Source organism: Acinetobacter sp. TY1, assembly GCF_048551395.1.
Taxonomy (GTDB): Bacteria; Pseudomonadota; Gammaproteobacteria; order Pseudomonadales; family Moraxellaceae; genus Acinetobacter.
Map to the genome: position 1 here is coordinate 1 of NZ_JBLYZK010000032.1, position 13,857 is coordinate 13,857.

Annotated in this window: 14 protein-coding genes and 2 tRNA genes; 7 read left to right on the plus strand and 9 right to left on the minus strand. The window is 39.7% G+C overall.

Going from position 1 to position 13,857, the window contains the following annotated elements; genetic code table 11:
* From ACK2M2_RS14255 to tpiA, 4 genes are all read right to left on the minus strand, one after another.
* Positions 1–77: transfer RNA gene (locus ACK2M2_RS14255), tRNA-Met, on the minus strand.
* 45 nt (positions 78–122) lie between these two features.
* A tRNA-Leu gene (locus tag ACK2M2_RS14260) sits at positions 123–207 on the minus strand.
* Positions 208–269: 62 nt separating this feature from the next.
* Positions 270–602: a preprotein translocase subunit SecG gene (gene secG / locus ACK2M2_RS14265; protein WP_409512690.1), complete on the minus strand. Its 333-nt coding sequence runs from the start codon at positions 600–602 to the stop codon at positions 270–272.
* A 14-nt stretch (positions 603–616) separates the two neighbouring features.
* Positions 617–1,408 carry a triose-phosphate isomerase gene (gene tpiA, locus ACK2M2_RS14270; protein ID WP_419349497.1) on the minus strand — a complete coding sequence of 264 codons (792 nt, stop codon included), beginning with the start codon at positions 1,406–1,408 and terminating at the stop codon, positions 617–619.
* Positions 1,409–1,675: 267 nt separating this feature from the next.
* Here tpiA and pilB point away from each other — a divergent pair, with 267 nt between their 5' ends.
* From pilB to coaE, 4 genes are read left to right on the plus strand one after another with little or no spacing between them, the layout of a single operon-like run.
* Entirely contained in the window at positions 1,676–3,394 is a 1,719-nt protein-coding gene (gene pilB / locus ACK2M2_RS14275) for a type IV-A pilus assembly ATPase PilB (protein ID WP_419349498.1), read from the plus strand.
* Between the two features lie 27 nt (positions 3,395–3,421).
* Entirely contained in the window at positions 3,422–4,651 is a 1,230-nt protein-coding gene (locus ACK2M2_RS14280; RefSeq protein WP_419349500.1) for a type II secretion system F family protein, read from the plus strand.
* 10 nt (positions 4,652–4,661) lie between these two features.
* Positions 4,662–5,519: a prepilin peptidase gene (locus ACK2M2_RS14285; protein WP_419349502.1), complete on the plus strand. Its 858-nt coding sequence runs from the start codon at positions 4,662–4,664 to the stop codon at positions 5,517–5,519.
* 44 nt (positions 5,520–5,563) lie between these two features.
* Positions 5,564–6,166: a dephospho-CoA kinase gene (coaE, locus tag ACK2M2_RS14290; protein WP_419349504.1), complete on the plus strand. Its 603-nt coding sequence runs from the start codon at positions 5,564–5,566 to the stop codon at positions 6,164–6,166.
* Between the two features lie 16 nt (positions 6,167–6,182).
* Here coaE and ACK2M2_RS14295 read toward each other — a convergent pair whose 3' ends face one another.
* The 4 genes from ACK2M2_RS14295 to ACK2M2_RS14310 form a co-directional block, all read right to left on the minus strand.
* Entirely contained in the window at positions 6,183–7,100 is a 918-nt protein-coding gene (locus tag ACK2M2_RS14295) for a DMT family transporter (protein ID WP_419349506.1), read from the minus strand.
* A 91-nt stretch (positions 7,101–7,191) separates the two neighbouring features.
* Complete coding sequence (gene rlmB / locus ACK2M2_RS14300) at positions 7,192–7,941, minus strand: 23S rRNA (guanosine(2251)-2'-O)-methyltransferase RlmB (RefSeq protein ID WP_419349508.1); 750 nt, start codon at positions 7,939–7,941, stop codon at positions 7,192–7,194.
* Between the two features lie 182 nt (positions 7,942–8,123).
* Entirely contained in the window at positions 8,124–8,447 is a 324-nt protein-coding gene (locus ACK2M2_RS14305) for a pyrimidine/purine nucleoside phosphorylase (protein ID WP_409512698.1), read from the minus strand.
* Between the two features lie 71 nt (positions 8,448–8,518).
* Positions 8,519–9,844 (minus strand): tetratricopeptide repeat protein, encoded by a 1,326-nt coding sequence (locus ACK2M2_RS14310; protein WP_419349511.1) that lies wholly within the window; start codon positions 9,842–9,844, stop codon positions 8,519–8,521.
* A 115-nt stretch (positions 9,845–9,959) separates the two neighbouring features.
* On the opposite strand from ACK2M2_RS14310, the gene recN reads away from it, so the two are divergent.
* The 3 genes from recN to ruvX all read left to right on the plus strand — a co-directional run bounded on the left by recN (position 9,960) and on the right by ruvX (position 12,750).
* Complete coding sequence (recN, locus tag ACK2M2_RS14315; RefSeq protein WP_409512700.1) at positions 9,960–11,633, plus strand: DNA repair protein RecN; 1,674 nt, start codon at positions 9,960–9,962, stop codon at positions 11,631–11,633.
* A 126-nt stretch (positions 11,634–11,759) separates the two neighbouring features.
* Positions 11,760–12,314 (plus strand): YqgE/AlgH family protein, encoded by a 555-nt coding sequence (locus ACK2M2_RS14320; RefSeq protein ID WP_409512701.1) that lies wholly within the window; start codon positions 11,760–11,762, stop codon positions 12,312–12,314.
* Entirely contained in the window at positions 12,307–12,750 is a 444-nt protein-coding gene (gene ruvX / locus ACK2M2_RS14325; protein ID WP_409512702.1) for a Holliday junction resolvase RuvX, read from the plus strand. Before ACK2M2_RS14320 ends, ruvX begins: the two co-directional genes overlap by 8 nt.
* A gap of 73 nt (positions 12,751–12,823) precedes the next feature.
* Here the strand turns inward: ruvX and ACK2M2_RS14330 are convergent, their stop codons facing one another.
* A complete protein-coding gene (locus tag ACK2M2_RS14330) occupies positions 12,824–13,837 on the minus strand; it encodes an HlyD family secretion protein (protein WP_409512703.1) in 1,014 nt (337 codons plus the stop codon).
* Positions 13,838–13,857: the final 20 nt, after the last annotated feature.

The window sequence follows — 13,857 nt, forward strand, 5'->3', positions numbered from 1 at the left end:
TGGTAGCGGGAGCTGGATTTGAACCAACGACCTTCGGGTTATGAGCCCGACGAGCTACCAGACTGCTCCATCCCGCAACAATGTGTTTTTTAGCTGCTAACACCAACAATCTGGTTCATTGTTGGTGCGGAAGGGGGGACTTGAACCCCCACGCCCGAAAGCACTACCACCTCAAGGTAGCGTGTCTACCAATTCCACCACCACCGCAGCTGTGTCGCATTCTAGTAGCTTGCACATCAAATTGAAAGGTTTAATTTCAACAATTGACCTTATTTTGGTGCGGTTGGCGAAGTTTCACTCGAATTCTGCGATGCAGGAAGCGTCGTTTGTTCTGTCGTTGGTACTGTTTTCAAGCCAAAAGCTTCTGTGGTTTGTTGTTTTGCAAATACAGCAAGCGTTAAACTCGTGATAAAAAATAATGCAGTCAAAATACCTGTTAAACGGGTTAAAAAGTTTGCTGAGCCCGATGCACCAAAAACAGTTGCAGCACCACCGCCACCAAAAGATGCCCCAGCTTCTGCGCCCTTACCGTGCTGTACAAGAATAAGTACAATCATCAATACTGCGAGAATAATATGTACAATAAGCACAAAACTATGCATGCTGAATTCCTCTATTATTTTGTTTTGGCAAATGCCTGAGCTATTTTATAAAAAGAGGCAGCATCTAGAGATGCACCACCCACTAAAGCACCGTTGATATCTGGACATGCAGCCAACTCTTCAGCATTTTCCGGCTTAACACTACCACCGTATAAAATAGCTAAATCTTTACCTGCTGGCGTAATTTGCAATAAACCTTCTCGAATGTGAGCATGCATGGCTTGTGCGTCTGCAGGACTTGCTGTTTTACCTGTACCAATTGCCCAAATAGGCTCATATGCAATAATAATATTCTGCCACTGATCGCCATTTACAATAGCCGCAACATCACAGATTTGTTGTAACACAACTTGTTCTGCCTGCCCTGCTTCCCTTTGTGTGAGTGTTTCACCAACACAATAAATCACAGTTAAACCTGCAACTAAAGCATTTTTCATTTTTTCAATTAAAATGGCAGGACTGTCACCAAAAATTTCTCGACGTTCAGAGTGACCAATCAATACAAATTCTATACCACTGTCTTTCAAAAGCTCAGCACTCACTTCGCCTGTATAAGCCCCCGTACCTGCAATACGAGATACATCTTGTGCCACAGTCACTATAGGCGTTACTGCATCTGCTAGTTGTGTTTGTACAGTAGATAAAGTTAAAGTCGTAGGTGCAACACCAATATGACAATCTTGGACTGAAATCGCTTCTTGTTGCAATAATTGTTTGAATTGCTGAACAAGTTGTTGAGTGTTAGCCTGCATTGGGTTCATTTTCCAATTGCCTACAACCCAAGGAATAATCGTCGAACCCGACATACATCTAACCCTTTTATCGAAATGCCCATATTCTACACGCAATTTTGAAATTTAATGAATATTTTCGTGCCTGACTGTTTTTTTTCACCAAAATACCTATACACTCATATTTTCCATCGGTTCAATGTTCTGATTTAAAAAGATGAGCAGTTCAAATTTTGCTTAAAATAACCAATGAATATATAAGTTTAACTATAGATATTTTTTCTAGGAATCGTATAATTTTCCTATTCGAATTATAAAATGAATGAATGAAGGTGTTTGGGGATGTCTTTACAGCAAAGTTCACCACGTTTTTCCGGTTATATTCGTCGCCTTGTCGATGAAGGTCTAGTCACAGCTCAGCAAATGCAGGACGCTGTCGAAAAGGCAAAAAAAAATAAAGTCAGTGTTATTACCTATCTAGTCGAAAGTCTGAATATTAAACCATTGATCATTGCCGAAATGATCTCTACAGAATTTGGCGAACCTCTATTTGACCTTGATGCATTTGATTCAGATCAATTTCCAAAAGACATTGTTGATAACAGTCTATTTACTAAACATCGGGTTCTTCCCTTAGTTCAACGTGGCAACATTTTATATGTAGCAACGACTGATCCAACCAATATGGAAGCTCTGGACGCAATTCGCTTTAATAGTAAGCTTAATGTTGAACCAATTATTGTCGAGCATGACAAACTTAATAAAATTCTAGACAAGTACTTTACCCACGAAGAAAGTTTTGATTTTGGTGATGATGACTTTGATGTCGATGTCATGGCAGGTGATGATCTTGCTCAAAATAATGACGATGATGACGAACCCTCATCTGAAGAAGAAGCACCAATTGTTAAATATGTAAATAAACTCCTTGTTGATGCAATTCGCATGGGTGCATCTGATTTACATTTTGAGCCATATGAAAAATCTTATCGGGTACGCTATCGTGTTGATGGTGTTTTACGTCAGATCACTAATCCCCCACTACAACTTGCCAATCGACTCGCATCACGCTTAAAAGTCATGTCACAAATGGATATTTCTGAAAAGCGTATCCCACAAGACGGTCGTATCAAGTTAAAACTTTCTAAAACTAAAGCTATCGACTTTCGTGTCAATGCTCTGCCTACGCTATTTGGTGAAAAACTCGTACTGCGTATTTTGGATCCATCGAGTGCAATGCTTGGTATTGATGCATTAGGCTATGAAGAAGCTCAAAAAGCTTTATTTATGGAAGCATTAGACAAGCCCCAAGGTATGTTATTGATTACAGGTCCAACGGGTTCAGGTAAAACCGTTTCGCTCTATACTGGTCTAAATATCCTTAACACCGAAAGTTCAAATATTTCTACTGCCGAAGATCCTGTCGAAATTAACTTAGAAGGGATTAACCAAGTCAACGTTAACCCCAAAGTAGGTTTAACCTTCTCTGTGGCATTAAAGTCTTTTTTACGTCAAGATCCTGACATCATCATGGTCGGGGAGATTCGAGATTTAGAAACGGCTGAAATTGCGATTAAAGCTGCACAAACAGGTCATATGGTGATGTCTACACTACATACCAACAGTGCACCTGAAACACTAACACGTTTACGCAATATGGGCGTACCATCATTCAATATTGCAACCTCGGTCAATTTGGTAATTGCACAACGACTCGCACGCCGTTTATGCAATCATTGCAAGGCCACTGTAGATGTTCCAAAACAGAGCCTATTAGAAATGGGTTTTACTGAGCAAGATCTTGCTGATCCCGATTTTAAAATCTACCAACCTGTAGGTTGTAATGAGTGTCGAGAAGGCTATAAAGGTCGTGTCGGTATTTATGAGGTAATGAAAGTTACCCCTGAAATTTCAAAACTAATTATGGAAGATGGTAACGCCTTACAAATTTCTGAAGTTTCAGCAAAACAAGGATTTAACAATTTACGCCGTTCAGGTTTGATAAAAGTCATTAATGGGTTAACTTCATTACAAGAAATTAACCGCGTAACCAGTGAATAAAGATAATACAAAATAAAGGACAAGATTATGGCAGTCAAAAAAGCTGAAATGATGCCTACTTTTGCTTATGACGGGGTTGATCGCAAGGGGATCAAAATCAAAGGGGAACTGCCAGCACGTAATATGGCGTTGGCAAAAGTAACCTTACGTAAACAAGGGATCAATATCAACAATATTCGAGAGAAACGTAAAAATCCTCTCGAAGGCTTGATGAAGAAAAAAGTCACCACCCTAGATATCACTATTTTCACCCGACAGTTAGCGACGATGATGAAAGCAGGTGTACCTTTGGTTCAAAGCTTTGAGATTGTCGCTGAAGGTCTAGATAACCCTTCTATGCGGGAAGTTGTTCTCGGGATTAAAAGTGAGGTAGAAGGAGGGAATACTTTTGCTGGTGCCCTCAAAAAATACCCGCAATATTTCGATAAGCTCTTTTGTTCATTGGTTGAGTCAGGTGAACAATCAGGTGCTCTTGAAACCATGCTTGATCGTGTTGCAATTTATAAAGAGAAAAGTGAGCTTTTAAAGCAAAAGATCAAAAAAGCCATGAAGTACCCAATAACAGTCATTATTGTTGCATTAATTGTAACGATTATCCTCATGGTTAAAGTTGTTCCAGTATTCCAAGGCTTATTCGGTTCATTTGGTGCAGAGCTTCCTGCTTTTACCCAAATGGTTGTTAATATGTCCAATTGGACACAAAAATATTGGTTTGTTTTACTCCTTGGTATTGGTGTTGCCATCACGGCATTTATGGAAACAAAAAAGCGTAGTAAAAAGTTCCGTGATGCTTTAGATCGAATGGCACTCAAACTACCTATCTTTGGTGATCTCGTCTATAAATCAATTATTGCGCGATTTAGTCGAACGCTTTCAACAACATTTGCAGCCGGTGTTCCTCTCATTGATGCATTAGAATCAACAGCAGGTGCAACCAACAATGTAGTCTTTGAAACCGCTGTGTTAAAAATTAAAGAAGATGTTGCAACAGGGCAACAATTACAATTTGCCATGCGTATGACCAATCTATTTCCATCTATGGCTGTTCAAATGGTTGCGATTGGCGAAGAGTCTGGCTCACTTGATGCCATGCTCGATAAAGTCGCAACACATTTTGAAAATGAAGTTGATAATGCAGTGGATGGTTTAACATCAATGATGGAACCTCTTATTATGGCAATCTTAGGTGTACTTGTTGGTGGCCTAGTCATCGCCATGTATCTCCCAATTTTCCAAATGGGTTCAGTCGTAGGATAAATAAATTACTATGCAATTTTTAGAGTTATTGCAAAACAATGCGACTGTCTGTTATTTAACAGTCGCATTTTTAAGTTTATGCATAGGTAGTTTTTTAAATGTTGTCATTTTCAGAACACCAAAAATGATGGAGCAAGAATGGCATACTGAATGTCAAATGCTACTCCATCCTGAACAACCGATTATTGATCATGAAAAGCTCACACTGAGTAAACCTGCATCAACATGTCCAAAGTGCCAAACGAAAATTCGTTGGTATCAAAATATCCCTGTAATCAGTTGGCTGGTATTACGTGGGAAATGTGGAACTTGCCAAAACCCAATTAGTTTCCGTTATCCATTTATTGAACTACTCACGATGCTGTGTTCTTTAACAGTCGTTGCTGTTTTTGGTCCAACACTACAAATGGTTGCAGGTCTTATTTTAACCTGGGTACTCATTGCACTCACCTTTATCGATTTTGATACCCAATTTTTGCCTGATCGTTTCACGTTAACCTTAGCGGCTCTCGGTTTGGCCATTAATAGCTTTGGCTTATTTACTACGCCTGTCTCATCTATTTGGGGCTATGTGATTGGCTTTCTCTGTTTATGGATCGTGTACTACCTGTTTAAAATCGTGACAGGCAAAGAAGGCATGGGCTATGGAGATTTTAAACTCCTTGCCGCACTCGGTGCTTGGATGGGACCATTACAGCTCCCTTTAATTATTTTGCTCTCATCTTTAGTCGGTTCAATTATTGGTATTATTTTACTTAAAGTCCGTAAAGAGAATCAGCCTTTTGCATTTGGTCCTTATATTGCCATTGCGGGTTGGATTGCCTTTTTATGGGGTGAACAAATTATGAAAGTTTATTTAGGCGGTTAAAACATCCTATTTGCCTCTTCAAATTCAACAATGGTGATATGAAAATGACTTTTATTCTTGGCTTAACGGGTGGCATTGGTAGTGGTAAATCTGCTGCTAGCCAATGGTTTGAAGGTCAAGGAATCGCTGTTGTGGATGCTGATATTGCCGCTCGTGAAGTGGTTGAGAAAGGGCAACCTACCCTATTGCAAATTCAGCAGTGTTTTGGTGATTGGGTGTTGCAGCCTGACGGTACACTCGATCGCCAAGCACTAAGAGATCATATTTTTAAAGAGCCGAATGCTCGTAAACAACTTGAGCAGATTACCCATCCTGCAATTCGCACATCTATTATTCAACAACTTCACAACGCGACTAGCCCTTATGTAATATTAGTATCGCCGTTATTATTTGAAACCAATCAACATAAATTGACTCAACATACTCTTCTGATTGATGCCTCAGAAGAATTACAAATTGCTCGCGCGTCATCTCGTGATCGTCAAAATATAGATCAAATCCAAAAGATTATTGCCGCACAAATGCCTCGTATTCAGAAACAAAAAATGGCAAATGATATTGTACTGAATGACGGTGAGCTTGAGCATTTATATGAAAAGCTTAAACCCTTGCATCTGCAATATTTAGCACGTAGCGAAACTTCTTAAATTCAAACAAATGTATTTAATCTTGCTTTTGCTGTTCTAAACTCGCTTGTAAACTATCTTTACGCCCAAACCAACGCCATGGTTGTAATGCACCAATACCCATACCGATTAAACCGCAAATCATCGCTAAGCTCAGTGACTCACCCAAAAGTGGCACGGCGATAATCGCTGCAATAAATGGTGCAAGCGTGACAATACTACCTGTTTGAAATGCACCTAGACGCTTTATAGCTTCAATATATGCCAAAGTCGCAATCATCACGACAAAAATGCCATGAAAAACGGTTTGCATAGCTAAATGAGCGAATGTTGAATCGGCCAAATGTTTCGGTAAAAAGAGTAAATAGACTGGAATGTAAACAATTGCAGACCAAATCGCGACACCTGTCATCGCATGCCATGCAGAGAGCTTCCACTGTTTTAACAATACCGTAAAAATCCCCCACCACACCGCACTTAAAAAAAATAATAAATCGCCGAAGCCGAATGCTACACCAGTTTCTCGATACATTAATAAACTCATGCCTGAAATCGCACAGAGCATAATGCTCAGGCTAATCCATGTATGTTTATCGAAAGGCTCTTTAAATAGAAGATATGCAGCAATAGCCGTCGCTAATGGGATACAACCATTGAGGAAAATAGCCGCATGTGCTGCGGGAACATAATGAAAAGCACTATAGGAAGTGAGGCAATACACCACACCACCGAGCATCGCAAGAATAAACGGTTCTTTTTTGAATAAGAATGTAGTATCTTTTTTATAGATAAGAATAGGCGTTAAAATGCAAAATGCTAAGCCAAAACGTAGTGCTGTAATATCCCAAGCACTGATATGCCATATTGCATTTAATCTTGACGTAATCGTGAATCCCCCCCAAATACACATTGTAATTGCCACATAAACATAGCCCATGTTGCGGGAGGTCATCATGATCTTTCTCGGTGTAAATATTTAAAAATATAAGACAAGAATAAAATCTGTGATAGACCTTATTCTTAATTGTTGCAATAAAATGTAGTGATTAGTCCTGACGCTGACGACATGCTTCATACAAAGCCATGCCTGTTGCCACGCTGACATTCAAGCTTTGTAAATCACCCTGCATTGGAATAAACACCGTCTGGTCGCATTGTGACTGAGTAATCGGACGTAAACCGGTATCTTCCGCACCCATCACGATACATACAGGCGTACCTGTAAAATCAAATTTTTGGATCGCTAATGCCTTTTCATCAAGCATGGTACCAATCACACGAACATTATAATTTTCTTTCATGTTGGCAAGTGTACGTGCCAAATTAGTCACTTGAATAAATTTCACTTTTTCAGCACCACCTGCTGCGACTTTACGTGCAGTCGGGGTTAATGTAGCAGCACGGTCACGCGGTACAATCACAGCCTCAACACCCATCGCAGCAGCAGTACGTACACATGCACCCAAGTTATGCGGATCAGTAATATGATCCAATGCAAGCAATAAAGGCTGATGAGAAGATTCTAATAATTGATCTAAATCTTTTTCATTCAAAATTGGATGTGGACGTACGGCTGCCACAACACCCTGATGATACGGCTGACCTGCCAATTTTTCTAAACTGTCACGGCTTGCCTGTTGCACGCTAATCCCAAAAGGCTCAGCAAGCTCAAGCACACGCTTTAAGCGCTGATCATCACGACCTTTTAATGCAAATAAAGTCAGAACACGTTCAGGTTCAAGCTCCAATAATGACTCCACTGAATGAACGCCATAATAATATTCGGGTTTAGCCATGAACGACCTCTGGTAACTATTGATAAATGATATATGGGGAGAGAAAAGAAAAATCCTGCAAAGCCAACTTTACAGGATTTTAAGAATGACTTAGTTTAAACCATTTCGGCTTAAAAATCTTCGTTCAATTGATGCGCTCACATTCAATTTAAATGCACAGATCAAATGTAAAAAAAGATTGATTAGCCTTCAAGATGACAGACGTAATCTAAAACTTCATCTGTTTCGATTTTGAATTTGCTATTACCAGGTACATAGAAAGACTGACCTGCGCGAAACAACTCTTGTTCTTCGCTGTCTGCAATACGTACACGACATTCACCAGAAATAATTTCCATACGTTCTGGCACATGCGTTTCAAATGTCAACGCTTGTTCAGTCGGTAGAATTACCCCCAATGTTTTTTTGGTTCCATCAGCAAATTGCACCGTATGGCTGATGCATGAGCCACCAAAATAAACATTCGATTTTTTTATTACTGATACATGATCAAATTGTGACGACATGCGTATTCTCCAAATAATGCGCATTTATATAAGTTTTGTATGAGCTAGTTTAATGACCTCAGCCTAACTAATCAATCTGCGTTTTCAATTGCGCTGACATGAATACTCCATTCTCCTGCAGTAATTCTAAATGCATAAGTCCTTGGAATGTCGACAATAATAGTACGTGCAGCTGAAACCTTACTGATATAACAACAAATAGGCTGTGAATTTTCATCGACCAAAGTCCAATACACCTGTTCTACATCGGCAATATTCACCGCAGTTTCAAACTGTGCCGAACCTTCATTCATACCAATATGAAATTGACTGAGTTCTTCATAATCTTTCTTTTGTTCATGTAAAGGGAAAGCTATACCCTGCGGGTCAAAACCTTGACTGTCATGGTTCATGACACTTTGTGCCACTGTTGGCCAAATACAATAACGTAAATAATGCTGATCCATAACACGATTCGATAAATAGCGTCCTGTTTCCACGTAATCACGAATATGTTGTTCAATATTGGTCAATACACCAGTACAGCCACCCCACATACCTGCTAAAATTAATTCTGTATGACTATAGAAGTCATGCATCAGATGGAACCATTTATCGCTTTTAAGCCATTCATCGACAGTCGCACGTTCACGCCATGACACCAATGAATCGGCATCTCGGATTAAAAAACGTTTCACTGTCGGATCATCTATCACAAAGAAACGCCAAAATAACCCAGATAACTCACGCTGTTTGCCATTCACCTGAATGACCTCTGCACCTTTTTCTTCAAGGCGACGCTGTACATTAACAGGCACAGAATCATCCACGTAGAAACGGCATGTCCACTCAGGATAAATTTCATTGGCTAAATCGACATTAATCAGTGAAGTTTCGCAGTAACGTGCCAAATTGCCAAACAATGAAAATGCAATGATATTGGCTTTCTTGTTCTTCGTATCAAACTTCGGTGGTGTGGAAGAAACTTGACCAATAATTGGCTCATCCACCACCATATCTTTTTTACTTTGAATTGCCAATGCACCATAGTATTTCAGATCTTCGGGCCGCTTGAGAAAATGACAAACCTCAGTCATACCATCATAAACATTGGTATCGACCACTTTCCCACTCAATTGAATGGCTTTTTTATAATGTGAAAATGCTTTCGTGTATTGCTCTAGTCGAAGTTCAGTATATGCTAAGTCCATTAAAATACCTGCATGTTCAGGAACAAGCTTATAGGCAGGTAAAATAAACTGATAAGCTGCTGCATAGTTTTCTTGAGCCAGTGCAACATGAAATTGTTTTGAAGCTGCGTTTAATTGTTGGTTGATTTTCGCGACATTTTTAGGTGACACTATTTTCTTTTGCTGAATTTTTTTTGGGGCAATAGGCAATGGTAATTTCATTTTCATTATAAATTTACGTTAGAATTATAAATATTGACTCATATTAGAATATTTAACGTCTTGTGACAAAAACAAAACTTCACTATCTTAGAACCACATTGTTCGCAGCTTGGATGCATTTATGCTGACACACTTAAATCTCATCAATTTTGCTTTAGCAGATCGTTTAGCCATGGACATTGATCAAGGATTCAATGTACTCACAGGTGAAACAGGGGCAGGTAAATCTTTATTGCTCGATGCCCTTTCAGCATGCTTAGGTGAACGAACAGATACCAACCATGTTCGCTTTGGTGCAGAGAAAGCTGATGTCACGGCAAGTTTTAGTTATCGGGACAATAGCGCTGAGGCTGAATGGCTGAAAAGTCATGAACTCGATGATGAATCAGGCGAGATTCATTTACGTCGGGTGATTTTTGCGACAGGACGCAGTAAAGCATGGGTCAATGGTCGTCCGAGCAGCTTATCTGAACTCAAAGAAATTGGACGTTTATTGGTTCAAATGTATAGCCAACACAGCCAACAACAACTATTAGAGCCACCTTATCCAAAGCATTGGTTAGATCGTTATAGTAATTTTGCACAACCTGCACAGGAAGTTCGTGACGCCTACAACCAATGGCAAAAAAACATTCGCATTCACCAAGCAGCCATTGATGCACAAGCCAATCGTTTGCAACGTATTGCAACTTTAGAATTACAACTTGAGGAACTCGAAGAGTTGGTACAAGTTGACTATAAAGACATTGAGCAAGAATTTGATCGCCTGAGCCATCATGAACATATTATGCAAGACTGTAGTTATGGACTCAATGCATTGGATGAATCTGAGCAGAATATTGCACAAGAAGTTTCATCCATCATCCGCCGTTTAGAATCCCATGCAGGACGCAGTGAGCAACTTGCTGAAATTCATACGTCTTTACTCAATGCACAAAGTGAAATTGATGATGCCGCTGCAAATTTACGTCAATTTATTGATCGCCAAAGTTTTGATCCTGAGCGCATGGAAGAGCTAAATACTCAGCTTGAAATTTTCCACCGCTTAGCACGTAAATATCGTACACAACCTGAAGCGTTAAAAGAACAATTTACAGCATGGCAACAAGAGCTTGAACAATTACATACACTTGAAGATCCTGAAACGTTGGCAGAGCAAATCGCCATTTCAGAACAGCATTATCAACAGAGCGCGCAGCATTTAGATGATATTCGCCGTGCTGCGGCTAAGCCTTTGGCAAAGAAACTCACTGAGCAAGTCAAACAACTCGCCTTACCTGAAGCCTATTTTGAATTTAAATTTGAACCGCTTGATCAACCATCAGCAGAAGGCTTTAGCTTTATTCAACTACTGTTTACGGCAAATAAAGGTATTCCTGCACAGCCTTTAGGTCGTGTGGCATCAGGGGGAGAATTGTCACGTATTGCCTTAGTGATGCAAGTAATGAATGCCGAAAAAACAGAATCTGAAGTCTTAGTTTTTGATGAAATTGATGTCGGTATCAGTGGAGGCACGGCGGAAATTGTTGGACGATTATTGGCAGGGCTTGGACAACATGTCCAAATTTTGTGTATTACCCATCAAGCACAAGTTGCAGCACAATCAGATCAGCACTTATTGGTGAAAAAACGCCAAACCGACCCTGCGAGTAGTACGATTTTAAATCTTGAAGAAGATCAGCGTATTTTAGAACTTGCTCGTATGACAGGTGGCATTGAAATTAATGAAACTACGCTACAACATGCTAAACAATTACGTACACTAAAATTTAATTCGGTTATAACTCAATCATAAAAATATCAACTGAATCATAAAATAACTAGCTGAAATGGTATTACTCGAGTATGTTAAGAATGTACCTTCAGTCTATTTTTTGGCATTTTAAATTCATGACCTTGTAATCATTGGGAGAAACTATCGTTGAGTAAACAACATTTGATGCATCGTTGCCTCATTGCACCACCCGATTTAACAGATGATTTTTTTTCAAATACGATCATTTATTTAGTCCGCCACGATGAAGATGGTGCTCAGGGAATTATTCTCAATCGCCCATCTGGTTTAAATGTCAAAGAACTGCTCAATGATCTCGATATTGAAGCCGATCATGTCCGTCTGCAAGATGTGTTACAAGGCGGACCTTTACGTCCTGAAGCGGGTTTCGTTTTACATACAGGGCAACCGACATGGCTTTCTTCAATAGCAATTGGTGAAAATGTCTGTATTACCACCAGTAAAGATATTTTGGATGCCATCGCCCACAATGAAGGGGTCGGGCGTTACCAAATTGCTTTGGGATATGCAAGTTGGGCAAAGAACCAGCTTGAGAATGAAATTGCTCGTGGTGATTGGCTTATTTGTGACTCAGATATGGATTTAATTTTTAATTTGCCATATAGCGAGCGTTGGGATGCGGCTTATCGTAAAATAGGTATTGATCGTACTTGGTTATCATCTGAGATTGGACATGCCTGATTTAACACAACCACAGCTTATTATGGCTTTTGACTTTGGCACACAAAAGACAGGTATGGCGGTTGGCTCTTCTTTAATTACAAGTGCAAATCCATTGCCATTATTTCCAATGAAAGATGGCATCCCCAATTGGGATAATTTATTAAAAATCGTGAAACAACATCAACCAACTTTATTTTTAGTGGGACTGCCACTCAATATGGATGATAGCGAATCGGAACTTTCAGCGCGTGCACGTAAATTTGCCCGCCGTTTGCGCCATCAAACCAATATTGAAACCCTCATGGTTGATGAACGTTTAACCACGCGTGAAGCACGTGATGAACTCGATCATTATCAAGCACAAGGGCGTGGCAAAAACTTATCTGCCGATAGTCTTGCTGCTGCCTTATTTATTGAAAGTTGGTATCGCAATCCTGAAGGCTTAAAGCCTTAAATCTCAAAATAGAAATAAAAAACCCACCTCGCTCTATGAGCATTGGTGGGTTTTAATTTGATGAATGATAGAACTATTCTTTTTTATCACGTTCTAAAATATGTACCGTTGCAGTACGACCTGCAACAAAAGCCAAAGAATCATGTGGTACTTCATCTAAGACAATTTTGACAGGAACACGCTGTGCCAAACGTACCCAACTAAATGTTGGGTTAACATTGGCAAGTAGACCTGAAGATGTTGTACGTTCACGGTCTTCAATCCCCGATGCCATTCCTTGTACATGACCTTTATATTTTTGTGAATCTCCCATCAACTGAACTGTTGCTTGATCACCCAAATGAATTTTATTCAGTTTGGTTTCTTCAAAATAACCTACAACATACAATTGTTTACGATCAATAAGTGCTGCAACTGCATCACCGACTTTAACATAATTACCTGAGCGTAAATCAAAATTTGAAAGTGTACCATCTGAAGGCGCAACAACTTCTGCACGACTCATATTAAGCTCTGCCAAATGCACACTACTTGTTGCAGCTTCAATGAATGCCTTTTGTTGTTTAATATTGGCTTGGGCTTGTTCAACTGCGGCTTGTAATTGTTGATGCTCGGCATGCGATTGATCTCGTATGGCAAACATTTCATCTTGTTCTTGTTTTGAAATTGCGCCATCCATAAGGCTTGCATAACGATTGGCATTTTTTTCCGCAAGATGTGTATTGGCTACCGATTTCACCACATTGGCTTTAGCTTCAGCTAAACCCGCTTCTGCTGCGGCAAGTCCTGAATGCGCTTTTGCCAAATCAGATTTGGCTTGCTCGATATCTAAAGCTTGCCGTGCAAGATCAATTTTAAATAAGACCTGCCCTTTTTTCACTGTTTGATTATCTTGCACCATGACTTCTGTCACCAAACCTGCAATATCAGAAGAAACCTGAATCACATCGCCACGTACTCGACCATCACGCGTCCACGGTTCTGCATTGTAATAATCCCACACATGTTTAATACACAGTATGGCAATGACGACTACCACAAGAAAACCGAGTGGTCGTATTACTTTGCGTAGATCAAATGTTTTCATGTTTCAACCTGTTCACTCAT